The organism is Butyrivibrio sp. CB08, assembly GCF_003625485.1.
Lineage (GTDB): Bacteria > Bacillota > Clostridia > Lachnospirales > Lachnospiraceae > Butyrivibrio.
On the sequence record NZ_RAIR01000001.1, the window covers coordinates 197804 to 218728 of the forward strand.

The 20925-nt window shown below is 44.2% G+C and carries 21 protein-coding genes; 5 read left to right on the forward strand and 16 right to left on the reverse strand.

Annotated elements, in window-relative coordinates:
• Positions 1-3 precede the first annotated feature (3 nt).
• The 7 genes from D6855_RS00915 to D6855_RS00945 all read right to left on the reverse strand — a co-directional run bounded on the left by D6855_RS00915 (position 4) and on the right by D6855_RS00945 (position 7227).
• Positions 4-675 (reverse strand): DUF4956 domain-containing protein, encoded by a 672-nt coding sequence (locus tag D6855_RS00915; protein ID WP_120737095.1) that lies wholly within the window; start codon positions 673-675, stop codon positions 4-6.
• 19 nt (positions 676-694) lie between these two features.
• Positions 695-1369 (reverse strand): polyphosphate polymerase domain-containing protein, encoded by a 675-nt coding sequence (locus D6855_RS00920; protein WP_120737097.1) that lies wholly within the window; start codon positions 1367-1369, stop codon positions 695-697.
• 154 nt (positions 1370-1523) lie between these two features.
• A complete protein-coding gene (gene ptsP / locus D6855_RS00925; RefSeq protein WP_120737099.1) occupies positions 1524-3230 on the reverse strand; it encodes a phosphoenolpyruvate--protein phosphotransferase in 1707 nt (568 codons plus the stop codon).
• Between the two features lie 40 nt (positions 3231-3270).
• The gene (locus D6855_RS00930; RefSeq protein WP_120737101.1) at positions 3271-3534 is read right to left on the reverse strand and encodes an HPr family phosphocarrier protein; all 264 of its coding nucleotides are present in this window, start codon (positions 3532-3534) and stop codon (positions 3271-3273) included.
• A 26-nt stretch (positions 3535-3560) separates the two neighbouring features.
• Positions 3561-5498 (reverse strand): PTS fructose transporter subunit IIABC, encoded by a 1938-nt coding sequence (locus D6855_RS00935; RefSeq protein WP_120737103.1) that lies wholly within the window; start codon positions 5496-5498, stop codon positions 3561-3563.
• 63 nt (positions 5499-5561) lie between these two features.
• Positions 5562-6467: a 1-phosphofructokinase gene (pfkB, locus tag D6855_RS00940; protein WP_120737105.1), complete on the reverse strand. Its 906-nt coding sequence runs from the start codon at positions 6465-6467 to the stop codon at positions 5562-5564.
• Between the two features lie 13 nt (positions 6468-6480).
• Positions 6481-7227, reverse strand: coding sequence for a DeoR/GlpR family DNA-binding transcription regulator (locus D6855_RS00945; RefSeq protein WP_120737107.1), 747 nt, complete (start codon positions 7225-7227; stop codon positions 6481-6483).
• Between the two features lie 275 nt (positions 7228-7502).
• Here D6855_RS00945 and fliY point away from each other — a divergent pair, with 275 nt between their 5' ends.
• The 5 genes from fliY (at position 7503) to D6855_RS00970 (ending at position 14700) form a co-directional block, all read left to right on the forward strand.
• Positions 7503-8108, forward strand: a complete 606-nt coding sequence (gene fliY / locus D6855_RS00950) for a flagellar motor switch phosphatase FliY (protein WP_120737109.1) — start codon at positions 7503-7505, stop codon at positions 8106-8108.
• Positions 8109-8116: 8 nt separating this feature from the next.
• Positions 8117-9253, forward strand: a complete 1137-nt coding sequence (locus D6855_RS00955; protein WP_120737111.1) for a DUF4317 domain-containing protein — start codon at positions 8117-8119, stop codon at positions 9251-9253.
• 127 nt (positions 9254-9380) lie between these two features.
• The gene (locus D6855_RS00960) at positions 9381-11132 is read left to right on the forward strand and encodes an ABC transporter ATP-binding protein (protein ID WP_120737113.1); all 1752 of its coding nucleotides are present in this window, start codon (positions 9381-9383) and stop codon (positions 11130-11132) included.
• 14 nt (positions 11133-11146) lie between these two features.
• The gene (locus D6855_RS00965; RefSeq protein WP_120737115.1) at positions 11147-13081 is read left to right on the forward strand and encodes an ABC transporter ATP-binding protein; all 1935 of its coding nucleotides are present in this window, start codon (positions 11147-11149) and stop codon (positions 13079-13081) included.
• 14 nt (positions 13082-13095) lie between these two features.
• A complete protein-coding gene (locus D6855_RS00970; protein ID WP_120737117.1) occupies positions 13096-14700 on the forward strand; it encodes an Mbeg1-like protein in 1605 nt (534 codons plus the stop codon).
• 117 nt (positions 14701-14817) lie between these two features.
• On the opposite strand, the gene D6855_RS00975 is transcribed toward D6855_RS00970, so the two are convergent.
• The 9 genes from D6855_RS00975 to D6855_RS01015 form a co-directional block, all read right to left on the reverse strand.
• Positions 14818-15180, reverse strand: a complete 363-nt coding sequence (locus D6855_RS00975; protein WP_022764589.1) for a response regulator — start codon at positions 15178-15180, stop codon at positions 14818-14820.
• 176 nt (positions 15181-15356) lie between these two features.
• On the reverse strand, positions 15357-15761 hold the full coding sequence (locus tag D6855_RS00980) for a hypothetical protein (protein WP_120737119.1): 405 nt from the start codon (positions 15759-15761) through the stop codon (positions 15357-15359).
• 3 nt (positions 15762-15764) lie between these two features.
• Complete coding sequence (locus D6855_RS00985; protein ID WP_120737121.1) at positions 15765-16310, reverse strand: hypothetical protein; 546 nt, start codon at positions 16308-16310, stop codon at positions 15765-15767.
• Between the two features lies 1 nt (position 16311).
• The gene (locus tag D6855_RS00990; protein WP_120737123.1) at positions 16312-16806 is read right to left on the reverse strand and encodes a DUF4860 domain-containing protein; all 495 of its coding nucleotides are present in this window, start codon (positions 16804-16806) and stop codon (positions 16312-16314) included.
• Between the two features lie 5 nt (positions 16807-16811).
• Positions 16812-17147 (reverse strand): hypothetical protein, encoded by a 336-nt coding sequence (locus D6855_RS00995; RefSeq protein WP_120737124.1) that lies wholly within the window; start codon positions 17145-17147, stop codon positions 16812-16814.
• 12 nt (positions 17148-17159) lie between these two features.
• Complete coding sequence (locus tag D6855_RS01000; RefSeq protein ID WP_120737127.1) at positions 17160-18215, reverse strand: type II secretion system F family protein; 1056 nt, start codon at positions 18213-18215, stop codon at positions 17160-17162.
• 23 nt (positions 18216-18238) lie between these two features.
• Positions 18239-19240, reverse strand: a complete 1002-nt coding sequence (locus D6855_RS01005; protein ID WP_120737129.1) for a transglutaminase domain-containing protein — start codon at positions 19238-19240, stop codon at positions 18239-18241.
• 3 nt (positions 19241-19243) lie between these two features.
• A complete protein-coding gene (locus D6855_RS01010; protein WP_120737131.1) occupies positions 19244-19984 on the reverse strand; it encodes a GGDEF domain-containing protein in 741 nt (246 codons plus the stop codon).
• Positions 19985-20056: 72 nt separating this feature from the next.
• Positions 20057-20881, reverse strand: a complete 825-nt coding sequence (locus D6855_RS01015; RefSeq protein ID WP_158589436.1) for a histidinol-phosphatase HisJ family protein — start codon at positions 20879-20881, stop codon at positions 20057-20059.
• Positions 20882-20925 lie beyond the last annotated feature (44 nt).

Here is a 20925-nt window from a genome sequence, read left to right on the forward strand (position 1 = left end):
TTATTACCCCATGTATTCGCCGTTGTAGCTTACAAGTACAGCGCTGTCCACGCCTTCAATCTCAGAAAGCTCGTTGATAAAATCTGTGTTGTCGTCTTTAAGTCTTACTTCTACATTGAGCTCTAAGCTTCCCTTCTGGGCGCTCTTACTCTTTACAACGTATCTGTTAACCTTGGATTTAAGGAATGTTGTAGCTTTTTCCTCAGCCTCGTTGCCGTTGCAGCTGATAACAACGATGTAAGGTGTAACGTAAGATTTTTTATTTACAAAAACAAGAAGGATCACTCCAATTATGATGCTTCCAAATACTGCAAGAGGGATCATTCCAGCTGCAAGCACAATACCTACTGCAATTGACCAGAACAGAAAAGCGATATCAAGTGGCTCTTTTATGGCTGCCCTGAAACGAACTATGGAGAGAGCACCCACCATACCAAGGGAGAGTACTACGTTACTGGTAACTGCCAGAATTACAAGAGTTGTGATCATTGAAAGAGCTATCAGGGTAACTCCAAAGCTGGATGAATACATAACTCCCTGATAGGTCTTTTTGTAAACCAAAAAGATAAAAAGTCCGATGGCGAAAGCAAGGACCATGGCGATCGCCATATCTACCATGCTTACGCTGGTTACGTTTTCAATAAAGCTTGATTTGAATATGTTACTGAATGTCATTTTTTTATTCTCCTTGTAGTTAGATTATTGGTTGTCTGCAAACTTCATATTTGGAAAAAGCGCCTGTCCTTGCATGGGGGAGCTGCACAGCATCCCTTATTATGTCAGGCAGGAAGTTATCCCACTTAACTTCTAAAATGCAGGTACCTCCTGCAGCAGGAACAGTTACGCACTCGTTGTTTAAAAAATCCACGCATCCAAGTCCTGAGCGGATGTCGTAGTCTAAAGTGACTCTTACATTGCCAGGTCCGAAGATAAAAGGCTCTCTCGTGTAATCTACGATGGTCCGTGGCCTGAGTCTTTCTGAAACCATCTTTGAATACAGTTCTCTAACAAGGTCGTACTCAGAATCCTTCATCCATTCTATGTTGCCATCTACAATGCTCTGAGCCTGCTCTGCGGTCAGAGGTGCTGACACCTTGCATCCAAGATTTGCTGTTTTACACTTTTTTTCAAGGTGTATGACAGAGGTATCCCCGTTGTAGAAGCGGATCCTGAACTTGTTTCTTCTACTGACTCCCGACTGCTTTTCTAAAAGAGCCTTATCCTCAGGAGTGTCAAAATACAGACTCCTTATCAGGTATTTACCTGACACAGCATGAGGATCAGGAGTCGCCACGGCCCGTAGTCGCTGCCTTATAGCTATCATGTCACTTACCGTGATCTCATGCTTTAGTTCATGCCTAAATTGCATGGCTTGCTCCTTTCTCTTAATCTCGCTTTTTTATAATGATATAGTCCTAACCTAAAAAATACCTAAAAGGTATTTAAGTTTTTTGCACAAAAAAATACCGGATGAAGATCATCCGGTATTTCTGGCACTGTGCCTTGCGGCTCATGCAATATTCTTATTCTTTTGCTTCTGCTTTAAGAAGATCTACTATTTCTTTTTCGGTATCCAGATTCATTACCTTTTGGGCAAGAGCATCAGCCTCAGCTTTGCTCCACTTTGAAATAATGCATCTTGCGGTAAGTACAAGTACAGGGTTAACTGAGAACTCTGTAAGTCCAAAGGATATGAGAAGCGGTATCATAAGTGGATCTGCAGCTGCCTCTCCGCACATTCCAACTGGGATTCCTGCATTTCTGCCACATTCAATGATGTGCTTTATTGAACGCAGAACTGATGGCTGGAAAGTGGAATAGAGGTAAGCAACATCAGCGTTTCCTCTGTCTACACTCATGGTGTACTGAGTAAGGTCATTGGTTCCGATTGAGAAGAAATCTGATTCCTTGGCAAGAAGATCAGCGATGAGAGAAGCGGAAGCTGTCTCTATCATGCAGCCAACCTCAATATCCTTGTCGTAGGAGATACCCTCGGCATCAAGCTCTTTTTTGATCTCGGAAACAAGAGCCTTGACTTCTCTGATCTCTTCAACGCAGGTTACAAGAGGTACCATGATCTTAACCTTACCAAAGGCACTGGCCCTTACGATGGCACGTAGCTGAATCTTATAGCTGTCCCTGTTGCCAAGGCAGTACCTTACAGCCCTGTAGCCAAGGAAAGGATTTTCTTCCTTCTTCATATTAAGATATGGAATGTCCTTGTCGCCGCCAATATCAAGAGTCCTTATGATAACTGCTTTGCCGCCAAGAGTCTCAGCAGCTTCCTTGTAGGCTGCAAACTGTTCCTCCTCAGATGGCATGTGGTTGTTATCCATAAACAGGAACTCTGAACGGAAAAGACCTATTCCCTCGCCGTCACATTCAACAGCTTTTTTAGCATCCTTAGGAGTTCCGATATTACAGAACAGCTCAAGGTTTATACCATCGGCTGTGACAGTCTCTTTTCCCAGGAAGTTCTTAAGTTCAGCCTGCTTCTTGATGAATTCCTCGCGCTTTATAATGTACTGGGAGAGAACATCTCCATCAGGATTGATGTAGACATTTCCTTCAGTTCCATCCACAATGGCTGTGTCCTTGTCCTTAACAAGAGTTGTGATGTCAGGAACGGACAGTACAGCAGGGATCTCCAGAGCTCTTGCCAAAATAGCAGAGTGGGAGGTCTTGCCGCCAACCTCTGTGATGATGCCAGCTACATTCTCCTTGCGGATCTGGCTGGTCATGGATGGAGTGAGGTCCTTGGCTACAAGAACTGTACCAGGAGCTACACTGCTGATATCAACATCCTCAATTCCAAGAAGAATCTTTAAAAGGCTGACCTTAATGTCGGCGATATCTGAAGCTCTCTGGCGCATCATGTCGTCATCCATTTTGGAAAACATGCCATAGAACATGTCACAAACAGCCTCAACAGAAGCCTCTGCGCACTGACCTGTGGCGATCATCTTGCCCATCTCTCCAGACATGCTGGGATCTGATATCATAACGAGATGGCCCTCTAAGATCTCAGCCTCTTTGGGTCCGATCCTCTTTCTGATATCCTCAGCCATTTCTGATGTTTCCTGTTTGAACTTCTCTATAGCGTCCTGAAAACGCTTCTGTTCACTTTCAACATCTTGTACCTTAGCTGCGTCGTACTTAAGCTCGTGCTCAGCAATGACGCAGATACTGCCAATACCAATACCGCGGGATGCGGGAATTCCTTGATACATTTGCTCCTCCATTCATACCCTCTAAAAATTTAACGGGGAATTAGTCACCTAATCCTGCCTCAATGAGCTCGATAGCTTTCTTAAGTGCGTCCTGCTCGTCAGCGCCGTCGCACACAACTTCGATCTCTGCACCACACTTGATGCAAGCGCTCATGAGCATCATTACGCTCTTTGCGTCGTAAGTGTTTCCGTTAAATACGATCTTTACGTCGCATGCGAAAGGAGTCATTGCCTGACTGAAAACGCTTGCTGGACGCATGTGCATTCCCTGCTCGTTAGTTACTGTAATTGTCTGTGATACCATAGTTTTATTTTCCTTTCTGTGTTATATTAAGCCTCCTGCGCGTTCTTTTTGAGGACTCCAAGAAGGATACATCCTACAACAGAACCGGCAAGAAGAGCTACAAGGTACATAACCATGTTGCCCACAACAGGGAATACGAAGATTCCGCCGTGAGGGGCTCTTAAAGTACATCCAAAAGCCATTGAGAGAGCACCAGCAACGCCTGATCCAACAAGAAGTGAAGGAATTACGTGAAGAGGATCAGCTGCTGCGTAAGGGATAGCACCCTCTGTGATGAAGCAAAGACCCATGATGAAGTTTACAGGGCCTGACTTTCTCTCAGCTGCAGTGAATTTATTCTTAAAGATAATGGTAGCAAGTGCGATAGCGATTGGAGGAACCATACCACCAACCATAACAGCTGCCATGATCATAAAGCCTGTCTCGTTCTGGTTAGCAAGGGCAGCAGTAGCGAATACGTAAGCGGCCTTGTTGAGAGGACCACCCATATCTGTTGCCATCATTGCTCCAAGGAGAGCGCCGAGTGTGATGATAGATCCGCTGCTCATTCCTGTAAGTACGCCTGAGATCCAAACGTTGAGAGCACCAACGATAGGATTGAGGAGGCACATTACAATGGCGATGAGAAGTGAACCAAGAAGTGGAAAAATAAGTACTGGCTTGATTCCCTCAAGTGATGCAGGAAGGAACTCAAAGAGCTTCTTAAGTCCAACTACGATATAACCGCCGATGAAACCAGCTACCAGAGCTCCAAGGAAGGCTGATGGAACATCGCCGCCTGGAAGAGCGAAAGTAGCGCCAGTGGATGCAAGATATCCACCTACAAAACCTACAGCAAGACCTGGACGGTCAGCGATACTCTGAGCAATGAATCCAGCAAGGATTGGAAGCATGAATCCAAATGCTGCGCCGCCGATTGTTTTAAACCATGCTGCAACTGGTGTATTTGAACCAAAGTTACTTGGATCGATTGAATAGTCATCTAAAAGGAAAGCGATCGCTATGAGGATACCACCACCAATAACGAATGGAAGCATGTGGGAAACACCGTTCATAAGGTGCTTGTAAGCTTTTCTTCCAACGCTTTCATTAGCTCCTGTGTCTGCAGCCTTGTTAACAGCACCGGTGTGCTTGTAAACAGCTACGTTTCCAGCTGTTGCCTTCTCGATAAGAGCCTCAGGGGAGTGGATAGCTTCTTTTGTAGAAGTGATAATAACTGGCTTGCCATCAAATCTTCCCATCTCGATGTTCTTGTCGCAGGCTACGATAACAGCATCTGCCTCAGCAATCTCTGCTGCGGTAAGAACGTCTTTAGCTCCGCCGGAACCGTCTTTCTCAACCTTGATGTCGATGCCAAGTTCTTTTGCCTTGAGCTCAAGAGCCTCAGCAGCCATGAAGGTGTGAGCGATTCCTGTAGGACATGCTGTAACACCAACGAGCTTTTTAACTGTCTTAGCGGAAGGAGCAGGAGCGGCAGCAGCTTTTTTAGCAGCCTCTTCTTTATCCTTCTCAGCTTCCTTACTATCAATTATACTAAGGAATTCCTCTGGTGTCTTAGCTTCTACAAGTTTTTTTGCAAAACTTTGATCCATAAGAAGTGTCATCAGTTTTGAGAGCACTTCAAGGTGTGTATCAGCTGCAGTATCAGGTGCAGCGATCATGAAAAAGAGATTGCTTGGATTTCCATCCAGGGACTTATAGTCGATACCTGCTGGAATTGTCATGGCTGTTACACCAGCCTGCTTAACGGCTGCTGACTTGCCATGTGGAACTGCTATTCCCATTCCGATAGCTGTTGAACCCTTTTCTTCTCTTGCAAGGATTGCTTCCTTGAAAGCTGCAACATCAGATAAATTGCCAACTGCATCGTGAAGTGAGATGAGCTTGTCGATGGCTGCGTTCTGGTCAGCTGCATCAACGTTTAATGCGATACCTTCCTTTTTTAATAAATCTGTGATTTTCATAGACCCTCCTATTTTTCCTCTTGTTTACAGTATCCCCTGTACAAACCTTTACAAATCTTCCTCTTAAAGATTGTTATAAAGATCAAGTATTGCCTGCCCTGTGGCAAGATCGTCAGAAAAGGCGGTTGCTGATCCTGCTGCGGTTCCCATCTTAAGAGCCTTATCATAGTCTCCATACTTGTGGTAACCTGCGATGAAACCTGCGACCATGGAATCTCCGGCGCCAACGGAGTTCCTTACCTGTCCCTTGGGAACACCGATGCGGAATTTCTGTCCGTCTTCAGAGATGAGCATTGCGCCATCACCTGCCATGGAAATGAGAACGTTTCTCGCACCGAGTTCCTGAAGCTTTTTGGCATGAGCTTCAATCTCGTCATCAGTTTTAAGCACTGTGCCAAACATCTCACCAAGCTCGTGGTTATTTGGCTTTATAAGGAATGGATGATATTTAAGGACATTTTTCAAAAGATCCTTTGTCGCATCCACAACGACTTCTATTTTTCTGTCATTTACAAGGGCAATGATCTTCTCATATACATCGCTTGGAAGAGAGTTTGGAATACTTCCAGCAAGGATCAGAACATCCCCGTCCTTAAGTTCATTTATTTTGGAAAAGAGCTTCTGCTGGGCCTCTTCTGGAATCCTTGGGCCCTGAGCGTTTATCTCTGTTTCAGCTGCGCCCTTTATCTTGACGTTGATCCTGGAGATTCCTTCAGGAAGCTCAACGAAGTCAGCGTGGATTCCCTTGCCCTTTACGCTCTCTGCAATAGCCTTGCCGGTAAAGCCTGCCACAAAACCAAGAGCTGTGTTTTCTATTCCAAGGTTCTGCAGGATAGTGGAAACATTGATTCCTTTTCCACCAAAGTAGCATTCTTCTGAATCAGACCTGTTAGTCATTCCGGGTAAGAGCTCATCGCTCATTCTTACCACGTAGTCGATTGCTGGATTAAATGTAACTGTGTAGATCATTTTTACCTCCCTCTCAGACCACCTTGATGACGGTCTTGCTGGTGTAGTTTTTTGAAACTTCCATATCTGTAATGATGCAGCAACTGGAAATATCTGCGAATGTAACTGAGCTTATCTGACCAAACTTGCTGTGATCAGCAAGGATGTATGAGAGATAAGCGTGGGCCACAGCCTCGCCCTTTACCATGGCTTCGTCCACATCCGGTGTGGTGTAACCAGCGCTAATGGAGATTCCGTTGGTTCCCATAAATGCCTTGGTAAAGTGATACTTGCTGATGCCTTCAATGCACTCAGGACCGATGATGGCCTCTGTTGAAGCCTTGCACCTTCCGCCGATGATCATTGTATTAAGGCCCTTTTCAAGGAGTCTCTTGGCGTGAACGATACCATTTGTGATGTACTTGGCCCTGGTGTTCTCGATATATTTGATCAACTCTAAGGTGGTAGTTCCTGAGTCGATATAGACAAAGTCGTTATCTTCTATAAGAGAAGCTGCGTACTTACTGATCCTGTCCTTTTCCTCAACGTTTAAAGCTGCCTTGGCAGAAACAGTTGGTTCCTTAGTGCTGATACTGCTGGCATCTATTGCAGTGGCTCCGCCAAAGACCTTCACGATCTTCTTCTCATCGTGGAGTGCAGAAAGATCTCTTCGAATAGTAGCAGCAGAAGCATCAAACTCCTCCATGAGTTCCGCTACAGTAACAGCATTTTTATCATTGACGTATGAAACGATCAGATTGCGACGTTCTTCTGTAAGCATGGTTTCCCCTCACATTTCCGGATTATGTTAAGTTAAGGATAACACTGGACTCAATCAATAACAATCATAATTAATCACAAATAATCACTCGACTCTTTGTAAATTAATCACAAATGATAAACAAATAATCAAAATTAATCACGCGGTCACAAACTCAATATTCTAAAAAAAGAATAAAGCTTTTCTTACAACCGTAAATCTACCTTTACAAAGGCACTGAATTTAAACTAAAATATTAGTATGGTTACGTATTATGTCATATGGAGGTGACTGGCTTGGAAGATTTTGTACTCACCAATGATCAGATTGATATTTTGGGCGAAATAGCTAATATTAGCATGGGTAATTCAGCAACAACCTTAAGTATGATGGTAAATAAGAAGGTTGATATCACTACTCCTAATGTTAAGGTGATAAAGAGAAGTGAGGCTCTTGATGATTACGAGAAGACCTGTATCTTCGTACAGATCCACTACGTAAAGGGACTTGAGGGAAACAATGTCCTGGTCCTTAAAGAACATGATGTAAAGGTTATGACTGACCTTATGATGGGCGGTGATGGAACCAACACAGCTGGTGAGATCACAGACCTTCATCTTTCTGCGGCTTCAGAGGCCATGAACCAGATGATGGGAACCAGTGCAACATCCCTTTCATCAATGCTTGGCGTGCCTACAGACATCAGTACTCCTATCGTTAACCAGATTGACGTAGAGAGTATTAAAGTATTTGAAAAAATGTTTGATACTACTTATGATAAATTTGTTAAAATAGCATTCAGGATGACGATCGGTAATCTTATCGATTCCATCATGGTGCAGCTGTATCCTGTTCAGTTCGCTGAGGATATGTGCCACAAATTTATGAATAAGGGGAAGTAATGTATTAAATGAATAAGGCAGAAACACTAGAGATCAAAAAGCAGTTTACACCTGACAGGTGCACCATCGACAACATCTGCGGGTGCTACGTGGATCACGAAAAGAACAAGCGCCTAACTTTTAGGAAGGCTTTCGGATCCATTCCTGACGAAGAGATGTTTAAATATCTTGATATTTTCCAGCATACTCTGGCAGGAACTTTTGGTAAGAATCTGATAAGTCTTGAGTTTCCTATGGAACAGGAACAGCCGGGAGGAACTCAAGACTTTCTTTTGACACTAAGGAACTCAAGGCTTGCTGATGACGAGCTTCTTGATGAGTTCTACGATAAGATCATCGCCAACTATGTAAACGGCGAGAACTATTACATCATTGTGATCCATGCTGTATATGACATCCCGGGAGTTACAAGGGATGGAATAGAGATGGAGGATGCTTCAGATAACATCTATGACTACATGCTCTGCAGCATCTGCCCTGTTAAGCTCTCCAAGGCTGGACTTGGTTACAATGAAAAAGACAATGTAATAGAAGAAAGATACAGGGACTGGGTAGTAGATGCTCCGGTGAAGGGATTTCTTTTCCCGGCATTTATTGAGAGAAATACCGACATCCACAACATGCTCTACTTCACCAAGAAGCCTGACGACCTGCAGCCTGAGTTTGTTGAGGCGATGTTTGGCGGAAGGGCTCCAATATCTGCCCCTGAGCAGAAGGATATCTTTGATGCAGTAATTCAGAACACCATCGGTGAAGATGCTGACTACGACATCATGAGAAATATCCACGATAACTTAAACGACATGATTGAGGACCACGAGGGCGATCCAGAGCCATTAGAGCTCAACAAAAAGGACGTCAAGCAGCTTCTTTCTGACAGCGGAGTTTCACAGGAGCGCCTCAATTACTTCGACGAGAACTATAACAAGTGCACAGGCAACGAGGATTATCCTCTTCTTGCCAGCAACATAGCAAGTGTCAAGAAGTTTGAGGTTGAGACTCCTGATGTTGTTATCAAGGTTAAGCCCGACAGAACAGACCTTGTTGAGACAAGGATCGTGGATGGAAGGCAGTGCCTGGTCATCGAGGTAGATGATCATATTGAGGTAAATGGCATTAATGTACGAACATTTATGAACAAATAATATAGAGCGTGTCTGTGTTTACGGCATAGACACGCTTTGTCTTTGGGAAGGCAAAACTTGACATTAAATTGTGTGCAATATAATATATTAATTTGACATTATTATAAAAGAAACAGGGAGACAATCTATGCTAAAGACACTTTTATCCCAGGTAAAAGAATACAAACTCCCATCGATACTGACGCCTCTTTGTATGCTTGGAGAGGTTATCTGCGAGATGATAATTCCTGTCCTTATGGCCAGGATCGTAGATATCGGTATCTATGGACAGAATATGGACTACATCTTTAAGACCGGAGGTATGATGATCGTCATTGCGATCCTCGGACTTCTTGCGGGTCTTGGAGGTGCTTATTATGGTTCCAAGGCATCAACAGGTTTTGCCAAGAACTTAAGGAAGGCTATGTTTGATAACATTCAGACCTTCTCTTTTTCCAATATTGACAAGTTCTCAACATCAGGTCTTGTAACAAGACTTACAACTGATGTCACAAACATTCAGAACGCCTACATGATGACCCTGAGGATGGCCATGAGAGCGCCTTCTTCAATGATCGTTGCTCTTGTAATGAGCTTTATCATCAGCCCAAGGCTTGCAAGCATCTACTTTATCGCAGTGCTTTTCCTTTCAGTCATCATCGTGTTCGTTATGAACAGAGCATCCAAGTACTTCAAGGAAGTCTTTGAAAAATACGATGCCCTCAATGAGAGCGTTCAGGAAAACGTATCAGCAATCAGAGTGGTTAAGGCTTATGTCCGCGAGGACTACGAGAATGACAAGTTCAAAAAAGCTGCCCGCAACATCTACAACATGTTCGTAAAGGCAGAGATGAACGTGGTTTACATGAGCCCACTTATGACAGGTACAGTATATGCCTGCATTCTGCTTATCAGCTGGTTTGGTGCCCACATGATAGTTGGCGGCGAATTATCAACTGGTAACCTCATGAGCCTTCTTACATATTGTATGAATATCCTCATGAGCCTTATGTTCCTTGCTGTTATCTTTGTTATGCTCACCATGGCATCCGCAAGCGGCAAAAGAATTGCAGAAGTAATCGACGAGAAAGCTGACCTTACCAATCCTGAGAATCCTGTAGCACAGGTTAAGGATGGAAGCATCTCTTTTGAAAATGTTGACTTTGCTTATGACAGAACTTCTGACGAGCCGGTTCTTAAGAATATAAATCTTGAGATCAAATCCGGAGAGACCATAGGAATAATCGGAGGAACCGGTTCAGCCAAGTCTTCACTGGTTAACCTTATCAGCAGACTCTACGACGTAACAAAGGGTACTGTTAAGGTCGGAGACGTGGACGTTAGAGAGTATGACATGGAGACACTTAGAGATCAGGTTTCTGTGGTACTGCAAAAGAATGTCCTGTTCTCCGGAACTATCCTTGATAACCTCCGCTGGGGTAACAAGGACGCCACAGAAGAGGAGTGCAAAAGAGCCTGTCAGATGGCATGTGCTGATGAATTCATTGAGAGAATGCCAGATGGCTACAACACTGTGATAGAGCAGGGCGGAACCAACGTATCCGGTGGTCAGAGGCAGAGGCTGTGTATCGCAAGGGCTCTTCTTAAAAAGCCCAAGATCCTTATCCTTGATGATTCCACAAGTGCTGTAGATACAGCCACAGATGCCAGGATCAGAAAGGCATTTGCAGAGGAGATACCTGGAACAACCAAGCTTATCATTGCCCAGAGGATCAGTTCAGTTCAGAACTGTGACCGCATCATCGTAATGGACGATGGTCAGGTAAATGGCTTTGGAACTCACGAGGAGCTCCTTAAGACTAACGACATCTACAGAGAGGTTTATGAATCTCAGACAGGCGCATCAGGCGATGCAGACTTTGATCGCCCCAGCGCATAACGGAGGATATAGAAATGGCAGAAGCTAAAGAGATAAAGGGTGGACCAGGAGCAAGAGGCAGAGGAATGCCAAGACCTAAGGTCGAGAATCCTGGAAAGCTGTTTGCAAGGATCATGGGATATGTGTTTAAGTTTTATCCCATTCATATGTTTACGGTACTTATTTGTATTCTTCTTACTGTATTTTCAAGCGTGCAGGGAACTCTTTTCACAAAGACCCTGATCGACTCATATATTCAGCCAATGCTTGACAGTGGAAGTACAGACTACGGACCACTTCTTGGAGCCATTGGAAGAGTTGCGCTCTTTTATGGACTTGGCGTTGTGTCTGCATTTTTGCAGGCAAGGGTCATGGTTGAGATCAACCAGGGAACACTTAAAAGGCTCCGTGAGGATCTCTTTACCCACATGGAGAGCCTTCCGATCAAGTACTTTGACACCCACGCCCACGGCGACATAATGTCAATCTACACCAATGATATCGATACACTTCGCCAGATGATAAGCCAGAGTATTCCTCAGCTCTTATCAAGTGCGATAACTATCGTGTCAGTTATCGTCTCCATGGTGGTGCTTTCAATTCCGCTTACCCTGGTGACTATGGCAATGGTTGGTGTCATGCTGTTCTGTTCAGCCAAGGCAACCAAGTCATCTGGTAAGAACTTCGTGGCACAGCAAAAGAACCTTGGTGAGCTCAACGGTTTCATCGAGGAGATGATGACAGGTCAGAAGGTTGTTAAGGTATTCAACCATGAAAAAGAGTCTGTTGAGAGGTTTGACGCATTAAACGAAGAGCTGTGTCAGAGCGCTTTTAAGGCTAACGCTTATTCAGGAGCTTTGGGACCTATCAACGCTCAGCTTGGTAATACAAGTTATGTTTTATGCGCCATGATCGGTGCTGCTATCGCACTTTCAGACAGCGTTGCTGTTGGCTTTACAGTCGGCGGACTTGCAAGCTTCCTTGCCTTTAACAAGAGCTTTTCAATGCCAATCAACCAGGTCAGCATGCAGTTTAACTCAATCATCATGGCTCTTGCAGGAGCAGAGAGAATCTTTAAACTCCTTGATGAGCAGCCAGAAACTGATGACGGATACGTTATGCTGGTGAACTCAGAGGAGCGTGACGGTCAGATCGTTGAAGCTGATCACCACACTGGACACTGGGCTTGGAAGCATTATCACAAGGCAGATGACACCACAACCTATCAGCCAATGGAGGGCGATGTTACCTTTAACGGCGTAGACTTTGGATACACAGACGACAAGATGGTCCTTCACGACATCGTGCTCCACGCAGAGCCAGGTCAGAAGATAGCTTTTGTTGGATCAACAGGAGCAGGTAAGACCACCATCACAAACCTTATCAACCGCTTCTATGACATTCAGGACGGTAAGATTAGGTACGACAATATCAACATCAACAAGATCAAGAAGGCAGACCTTAGAAGGTCTCTTGGAATCGTTCTTCAGGATACACACCTGTTTACTGGAACAGTAAGGGACAATATCAGATACGGTAAGCTGGATGCCACAGACGAGGAAGTGATCGCAGCAGCTAGGCTTGCTAACGCCCACAGCTTTATCAAGAGGCTTCCTGAAGGATATGACACAATGCTCACAGGAGATGGAGCTAATCTCTCCCAGGGCCAGAGGCAGCTTCTTGCCATAGCAAGAGCCGCTATTGCAGATCCTCCAGTTCTTATCCTTGACGAGGCTACATCTTCAATCGATACCAGAACTGAGAAGATCGTTCAGGATGGTATGGACAGACTTATGAAGGGAAGGACAACCTTCGTTATTGCCCACAGACTTTCAACAGTAAGAAACAGCGACTGCATCATAGTCCTTGAACAGGGCAGGATCATTGAGCAGGGAACTCATGACGAGCTCATTGCCAAGAAACAGAAGTACTATCAGCTTTACACAGGTATGAAATCCGAGACTGCATAAAGAAGGTACTTGCCATGCCACATTTGACTGAATACGTTCTCTGGAGGGGCGATCTTGATTTTGGAGAGCGTGAGTTTAAAACAGAAGATAACCTGGTGCTCTCAGAGCTTGTGTATATAGACTACAAGCCTATTTTTGAGGGCCATGAATCCATGACCTTAAGGGATGCAATAACAGCCCTGGATAAGCTTGGCCTTATCAAGAATACAAGAGCAGGATCAGGTAAGGACGACATCGAATTTGCCAGATACTGTGCAAGGTCCAAGAGGTTTGGAAATGTGGTCCTGTCTGACTTCCAGGATATCTTCGATACTTCAGACAAGCAGTTTGCAGCAGTGACCTACACCCTGGATGATGGGACAACAGTCATCGCTTTTCGTGGAACGGACTCCACCATCATAGGGTGGAAGGAAGACTTCATGATAAGCTACACCAACGTGCCATCCCAGGACCTGGCCCTGGACTATGCCATAAGGCATGTAAATGAGGCAAAGGGAGATACCATAATCCTTGGCCATTCCAAGGGCGCGCACCTTGCCCTCTATGCAGCAGCTCATCTTGATCAGAAACAGCAGTCAAAACTTAAGCATGTATATATCAATGACGGACCAGGCTTTTGTGACGAGGTTTTGGACAAGAGCCTTATAAATAACATCCTTCCCAAGGTGACCAAGATCACCCCGGAGTATTCCATAATAGGAAGGATCTTTGAACCCCCGGCAGGGGAGAGCATCATTGTAAGAAGCTCTGCACATGCCCTTATCCAGCACAGCATGCAGACCTGGATGCTGGATTCAAGCGGACTTATATCCTGCGCCGATCATGCTCCTGAGAGTCACCTGATAACAGACCTTATTGACCGCTTTGTAGAAGGGATGGACCTTGGAGCAAGGGAGAACTTTATCGAGGCTCTCTTTGGTTCCATGGCTGACAGCGGAGCCAGCACCATCAAGGAGTTTGCCTTAAAGGGACCTGAAGTCTTTGAAGAACTTCTTATTAACATGGCAGGAAGCGATGCCCTTAATCTTAAGAACAAGGCTAAGAACATTAAGAGTAAAGATGACGACAGCAGGGGGATCTTTGTAAGGATCTGGGGACTTATCAACAGAAAAGAGTCCGTAAGAATTGCTCTTACACTGGTCCTTAGTATTCTGTGCTTTGCCTTTCCTGACTTCGCAATGGAGTCTATAGTCTTTGTGGTACTTCTTGCTACATGTATATATGAAGTGGTTCTGACCATAAGACACCTTAAGGAAAGCGAATGGGACTTTAAAGTAGAAAGACCCAGGGTTATGCTCTGCATCGTCCTTTGGGTTTTGACATCGGCGGTTGTGGTCAAAGATGGAGCTCTCTTTGTAATATCAAGTATGATCCTGGGAGTAATTCTCCTGGCCCTTGCGTATCAGAATATCATCAACTTCAAGATACATAACACCAAGTTTTTTGAGCGCTTCAGATACTCCTTTGAAGGAATAGTATGTTTCCTTCTTGGAGGCTATATTCTCATGGTTCCTGATATCGAGAACAGGTGGTACATGCTATCCTGCGGAACACTGCTTCTTATAGATTCAATCTTTGAAGTATTAAAGCTCCTTAGAGACAGGGCATATAACAGGTAGAATCCATAGACATTTACCTTCGTAAAGAGATGATCATCTGGAATAGCAGGTAACACGAAAAAAAGAGGTTCTGCAAAATGCAGAACCTCTATATATTTGCGCTAATACAGAATCGGATCAGCCGATAGCTTTCTTAACAGCCTCAAGAACACGGTCAGCCTGGAAAGGCTTAACGATGAAGTCCTTGGCACCAGCCTGAATGGATTCAATAACCATTGCCTGCTGACCCATAGCAGAACACATGATGCATACAGCATTAGGATCTGCAGCCTTAATTCCCTTAAGGGCACCGATACCATCAAGCTCAGGCATTGTGATATCAAGAGTTACAAGGTCGGGCTTCAACTCATTATATTTCTCGATTGCGACTTTTCCGTTCTCAGCTTCGCCAGCAATCTCATATCCATTCTTGGAAAGGATGTCCTTGAGCATCATGCGCATGAAAGCGGCGTCATCTGTAATGAGTATTCTTTTTCCCATGTTGAACCTCCAAAAAAGTATTTTTAGTTGCTAAAAAAATAGGAGCAATTTTCTTTAATTTTAATTTTGTACATAATCTATTGTACCACATGTTTTTGGTTGTGCACGTTAAATCGTTATGCCAAAAATTAAAATTTGATAAAGTCTCTGAGAAAATTGTTTTAAAACCATGTTCATTATTTCATGACCGGAAGATAAGTGTCATACTCATAATCTCCATGGTTCACCACCTGCCACTGGATAATGCCATCACTATTATCTGAATTGAGTGATTTTTTTGCACTATTCACAATTAACGCAATATCGAGACTCTGATTATCGCTAATTGGGATGGCTTCCTTTATTATACCATCTTCCGCGCCAGTTTCAAACCCCGAATTTACGGCTGCTACAAAAGCGTTTCCCTTGTGGCAGGCTTTGTAGTAACTTTGCTGGCGGGAAGCCAGGTTATTACTGAGGTTGTAATCGGCCTTGGAATTGACAAGGGTCAATGTGGCAAAAGAGATGATTGATAAAACGGTAAATATCAGAAGGATAGAAGCGGTTCCAACATGTGAGCCCTGATTTTCATTTCTGCTCATGGTTTACTCACCCTCCTTTCCGATATAGACGTCAACGCTGTTGCTGTAGAAGATCTTATCCTTATCTTCAGGGATTACAGAAAGGACTTCTTTTCCGCCGCGAAGGTCGATAACTGCGATTTCTCCTGTTACTGCTTTTCCCACAAGCTCTACATCATAGTCTGTGATGTCAGAGTAAACCTCGCTGGCATCTTTGGTGGCAGCTGAAAGGATAACTTCGTAGGAAGCATCTGCAAGGTCCTTGTCTGTTGGCTCCCAGTCTTTATCAAAGATGATGATAAGGCTTCCTGCATCATCAGAGTCAGAGGCGATGTAGGAATCAGGGTAGAGGGCTGCTATCTTTTCAAGATCACCTTTTTTTGCGGTGAAAGCTTCGGACAGATTCTGGGACCACATGATGGCGCTCTCAAGATTACCTGTCTTTTCAGCCAAAACGTGGGCAGCAGCAAAAAGCCTTATGCAGACAGCTGCAGAAAGGGAAAAGAACATGATCGCCACTATGAGTTCCATAAGGAACAAACTTAATTTGGAACTACGCTTGTTTTCCATGTCAGTTTGCGGTACTACTCCTTCTTGTTATGTAGAGGTAATCTTCAAAGCCGTCTTCAAGGACAACATCTGCCCTAAAGAATCCTGTGTCAATTTCTTCAATGTCAAAAGAGCCTATCTCTAAGATCTTCTGTCCTGACTGAGGATAGAAGTTTCCAAGATCAGCCCTTGCAAAGAGCTCCATAAGATTACCGTCGTAGTCGTAGATATAGGTGTTGTACTGAACTCCGTCAACGTCTTCAGAAAGGACAAGGGCGTTTTCCCCAAAGACCTGCTCGACGTGGATGTTGCCACCTTCATCAGCCTGTCTGACCTTCTCTGTGATATAGGCGCAGGCTATCCTATGGGCGGAGTTGTCTGCCATAGCGCTCACGTTCTTTTTGTAAATGCTGGCTCCGATTGCTATCACTGAAAGAGAGGACAGCACAAATAACAGCAGCAGGCAGATTACAAAAACGGTATCAATTGTGTGATTTTTCTTTTGTTCCTGTCTCATTTAAATTACCTTAGGATCACTGTGTAATCCGGATAAAGATTTGCCGCGATGGGCTGGTAGTCCACAAAGAAAACGTTGCTGTCATAGGTAAGGCCGTAGTGGTCCTCCATGTACTGAAGAGATGGAGGGTACATGCCTTCAATGGCATAGCACTGGACAATATCCCTTGCTATGGCGCTCTCTAAGGACTCCTGTTCCTTCTCAATAGAGCTTCTTCCGGAGTACTCAACAGCCTGGATAAAGAAGACTGCAATGAGTACAAAGATAACCACGGAGATCACTCTGTAGAAGTTATCAGAGGGCAATATGGAAATGCTGGTTTTATCAAATCTGTTTGCCATATATAAGCCTCATTAACCGATAGTTGACATGATTCCAAGAAGAGGAAGGATAACTGACAAAAGGATCATTCCTACTATGATGGAAAGTACTATAACGAGTGTTGGTTCAAGAACTGAAATAAGTGAATAGATTCTTTTCTGGGTGTCGTGCTCGATTCTCTCAGAAACTCTCTTCATGGCCTGATCCATGGATCCTGACTTAAATCCAACGGATACCATCTGTGAGTAGAAGGAACCGAAGATGCTGGATTTTTCAAGGGCTTCAGGGAAGCTGTCACCATCAAGCAGAAGGTTTCTGCAGTTTTCAATCTTGTCCTTTAGTTCATCGGAAGCCACAAGCTTTTTAACCAGGGACAATCCTTCATAGGTATCCATACCACTTGAAAGAGTAAGGACCATTCCACTGGCGAAGCGCTCAGTATCGATCTCCTGCATAAGTCTCTTGGTAGGGCCAAACTTCCTAAGAAGATTTCGAAGGTTACTCTTTCCGCTCTCAGTCATGGCAAAGTACATGAAGCAAAGTGCCAGGACAACCAGAATGGCTATCATTATGAAAGAGTAGGTGTTAAGGGCGTTGCCCAGGTTCAAAAGAGACTGTGAAAAGCCGCTCATGCTGGTTCCAAGCTGTGCAAATACCTGATCGAAGATTGGAAGAACCTTGGTGATCAGAACAAGTACAACCACAAGCATCATAAATACCATGATAAGAGGATAGCTTACAGCACTCTTGATGCTGGACTCAATGTTTTCCTCCCTGTCGTAGTAGTCTGCAAGGGATTCCATAACTGTGTCCATGCTTCCGGATTCCTCACCAATTGTTACCATGTGGATAACATAGTCAGGAAATACCTCGCTCATGGAAAGAGCTACGTGGAATTTTTCACCGCTGTGCAGAACCTGGCTTATAGAGTTGTAGATCTTCTTGGCAGAAGCATCTGTGGTGTCATCTGCAAGAATATCAATTCCATCTCCGGGAGCAATACCTGCCTGCAAAAGCAGTGCCATCTCCCTGCAGAAGCTTGAGATCTCATAGCTGTTTAGTTTTTTTGCTTTAGAAGTAGCGCCCATTGTGCCCTCCGATAGATAAACTATTAGTAGATGTATTTGACAGAGTAGTTTGCACCATCACCAATGAATTCCTTAAGGGATTTATCCTTGGTGTTTGATGCGAAGGTTGGATCCATAAGTGACCACTCAGTTCCGTCGAATTCGATCATTCCGTTGACCCAGCCAATGTCTTCAATGTAGGTACTAAGCCATGCGTGATAGGCTGTTCCTGCGTATCCGATCTCCATTCTGGTAGGAATTCTCTGACTCCTTAGCATTGAAGTCATGAGAGAGGAGTAGTCAAGGCAGATGCCCTTCTTGGTAGAAAGAACTTCATCCACATCGGGAAGATAACCGCTCTCTACGGACTCAGCCTCAGCGTGGTCATATTCGATATTGGCGATTATATAGTTGTAAACCTCAGATACCACCTCGATGTCTGAATTGCACACATAAGCCAGCTCTTCAGCTTTGGCAATAGCCTTGGTATTACTGTTGAATTTGCAGTACTGATTTGGATAAAGGAATGGGCCAAACTCATTTGTAATGGTGACGTCTAGGAGCTGTGAAAAGGCCTGTGAATACTGGGTTCCCTGAATGTTCTCAAAGACGTTTATCATGTATTCACCATTACCTGTCTGGAGAGGAAATACCTCTGGAGTTGGTGTTCCGGAAATGAGGTCGTAGGTGTAGGTTCTCTGTCCCGGACCTGTGATCTGGAGTTTAACCTTTGGGGACTGTCCGATGTAGGTTACGATAACGTATCCCTCATCAGCGTGGGAAGCATCAAGCCTTGCGTATTCATTCTCGTAAACAATCTCGCCGCTCTCTTCAGGCACAAGACAAACAGGAGTATTATCGCGGCTTCCCTTTTCTCTTGGAACGTCTGGGTCGTTCTTGAGCTGGGCAGGAGCGTTCTTACTTGTGGACACTCCAACCGGAGTTTTATCTTCTCCGCACCCGGACAGGAAAGTCATGGATATACCCATGAATACACAAAGAAGTGCATATGATCTTTTTCTTTTCCTGGTAAACAATGTTTTCATATTTTATGCAAGAGTAAGAGGCATTTCTCTGATCTTCTTGTAGCCAAGAGAAATGATCTCTGAAATCTTTTCCTTCTTTTCGTCGCAGTTTAGTACTCTGGAATAGTGAACCTCCAGCGGAGTTCCAACGTTCATCTCATTGTAGCCGTGGATCCTCTTTGTGAGCTCTAAAAGGAACATGTCTGCCTTGGTGGAGTCGCAGTCATCAAGGAGAACGATGTACTCATTGCCGCCGTTTCTACCTACATATCCGTAGTTTTCGCTTACATCCTCGATGATGGTTGCAAACTCGGAGATAAGATAGTTTCCGTTCTTGTGACCTTCGCTGGAATTGATGGCACCAAGGTTGGAGATCTGTATCAGGAAGAATCCTGTCTTTGGAAGTCTCTCCGGATTATTGAAGCTCTCTATAAGAAGGTCACAGCTGTATCTGTTTGGAAGACCTGTAAGGTGGTCGATATAGGCCAGCTTGTTAAGTCTCTTTCCGATGGATACAGTTCTTCGGATAATATAAAAATCAATGATGATGGATATTATAAAAAGGATGAGGCAGATTCCTGTACAGATGAAAAATACAGGTACCTGACCATTTAAGTTCTCTTTAAAGATTGCCCTGTCCCTGAAAAAGAGAATTGTCATTGCGATGGTAAGAACAACGGCAACAACCAGGGTTACTACCTTATAAATAAAGATGGAATTATAGACGTTAGCTCTTTTGCTCCAGTTATAAAAATCAGATTTCATGAAGCGCCCCCATGACGTAGTAATGATTTATCGAATTACTAATAAATATTTTACTATATTTAATGCAGCTAATCAAAGTTTATGGGCGATGGGATTTCTTTTTTCAAAGGTGTAATATTCAGTGAATCCGCACTCAAGGGCAATATCTCTCATTCTGTCAAAACCGCAGGCTATTTTTTCTGGCCTGTGGGCATCGGAACCTATGGTTATGATCTTTCCTCCAAGCTCCTTAAAGCGTTTTAGGGCAGCAGGGCATGGATTTGGCATACCGTTTGGATCTTTGGAGAGGATCTTGGCATTAAAATCAAGCCCCTTGTCGTGGGATACAAGGTACTTTAAGATCTCGTCGATCTGGTCTTTGAAACGCTCATAGGAATAGGTGGTATCACCCGCTGGTGCATAGCGGCATACGTAGTCCAGGTGTCCCAGAACGTCAAAATTGTCAAAGCACTTTATATTTTCCAGGGTGGTATCAAAGGTCTTTTTATAGATGTTTTCTATGGTGTCCTGTTCCCAAAAATCCGCATAGAATGGGTCTTTCCCATCTACGATATGGATTGATGCGATTACAAAATCAAATCCGTTTTCTTCTATAAAAGAGTTGTTCTGATCTGCGACCTGAGTCTGCATTCCTATCTCTACGCCAAAGCGCATGGATATCCTGTCTCCGTATACAGCCTTATATTTCTCGTACTCCTCCCTGTAGGGGCCGGGAAGGAGAGTAAAGGGCTCTGGGGGAAGGTCGTCATAGCAGGTTGGATAATCAAGGTCCAGGTGCTCTGTAAAACATATCTCCTCAAGGCCAAGCTCTATGGAACACTCTATCATATCCTCCATTGGAGCCTTGCTGTCTCCTGAGTGATGAGTGTGCATATGGTAGTCGGATCGTATTGACATAACTCTCTCCATTTTTTGTTATTTATTTACTTAGTAATTCTAGC

Bases quoted from the DNA above. Each gene is read 5' to 3' on its own strand.
- D6855_RS00915 (WP_120737095.1), bottom strand. From the start codon at position 675: ATGACATTCAGTAACATATTCAAATCAAGCTTTATTGAAAACGTAACC.
- D6855_RS00920 (WP_120737097.1), bottom strand. From the start codon at position 1,369: ATGCAATTTAGGCATGAACTAAAGCATGAGATCACGGTAAGTGACATG.
- ptsP (WP_120737099.1), bottom strand. From the start codon at position 3,230: ATGTATCAAGGAATTCCCGCATCCCGCGGTATTGGTATTGGCAGTATC.
- D6855_RS00930 (WP_120737101.1), bottom strand. From the start codon at position 3,534: ATGGTATCACAGACAATTACAGTAACTAACGAGCAGGGAATGCACATG.
- D6855_RS00935 (WP_120737103.1), bottom strand. From the start codon at position 5,498: ATGAAAATCACAGATTTATTAAAAAAGGAAGGTATCGCATTAAACGTT.
- pfkB (WP_120737105.1), bottom strand. From the start codon at position 6,467: ATGATCTACACAGTTACATTTAATCCAGCAATCGACTACGTGGTAAGA.
- D6855_RS00945 (WP_120737107.1), bottom strand. From the start codon at position 7,227: ATGCTTACAGAAGAACGTCGCAATCTGATCGTTTCATACGTCAATGAT.
- D6855_RS00955 (WP_120737111.1), top strand. From the start codon at position 8,117: ATGAATAAGGCAGAAACACTAGAGATCAAAAAGCAGTTTACACCTGAC.
- D6855_RS00960 (WP_120737113.1), top strand. From the start codon at position 9,381: ATGCTAAAGACACTTTTATCCCAGGTAAAAGAATACAAACTCCCATCG.
- D6855_RS00965 (WP_120737115.1), top strand. From the start codon at position 11,147: ATGGCAGAAGCTAAAGAGATAAAGGGTGGACCAGGAGCAAGAGGCAGA.
- D6855_RS00970 (WP_120737117.1), top strand. From the start codon at position 13,096: ATGCCACATTTGACTGAATACGTTCTCTGGAGGGGCGATCTTGATTTT.
- D6855_RS00975 (WP_022764589.1), bottom strand. From the start codon at position 15,180: ATGGGAAAAAGAATACTCATTACAGATGACGCCGCTTTCATGCGCATG.
- D6855_RS00980 (WP_120737119.1), bottom strand. From the start codon at position 15,761: ATGAGCAGAAATGAAAATCAGGGCTCACATGTTGGAACCGCTTCTATC.
- D6855_RS00985 (WP_120737121.1), bottom strand. From the start codon at position 16,310: ATGGAAAACAAGCGTAGTTCCAAATTAAGTTTGTTCCTTATGGAACTC.
- D6855_RS00990 (WP_120737123.1), bottom strand. From the start codon at position 16,806: ATGAGACAGGAACAAAAGAAAAATCACACAATTGATACCGTTTTTGTA.
- D6855_RS00995 (WP_120737124.1), bottom strand. From the start codon at position 17,147: ATGGCAAACAGATTTGATAAAACCAGCATTTCCATATTGCCCTCTGAT.
- D6855_RS01000 (WP_120737127.1), bottom strand. From the start codon at position 18,215: ATGGGCGCTACTTCTAAAGCAAAAAAACTAAACAGCTATGAGATCTCA.
- D6855_RS01005 (WP_120737129.1), bottom strand. From the start codon at position 19,240: ATGAAAACATTGTTTACCAGGAAAAGAAAAAGATCATATGCACTTCTT.
- D6855_RS01010 (WP_120737131.1), bottom strand. From the start codon at position 19,984: ATGAAATCTGATTTTTATAACTGGAGCAAAAGAGCTAACGTCTATAAT.
- D6855_RS01015 (WP_158589436.1), bottom strand. From the start codon at position 20,881: ATGTCAATACGATCCGACTACCATATGCACACTCATCACTCAGGAGAC.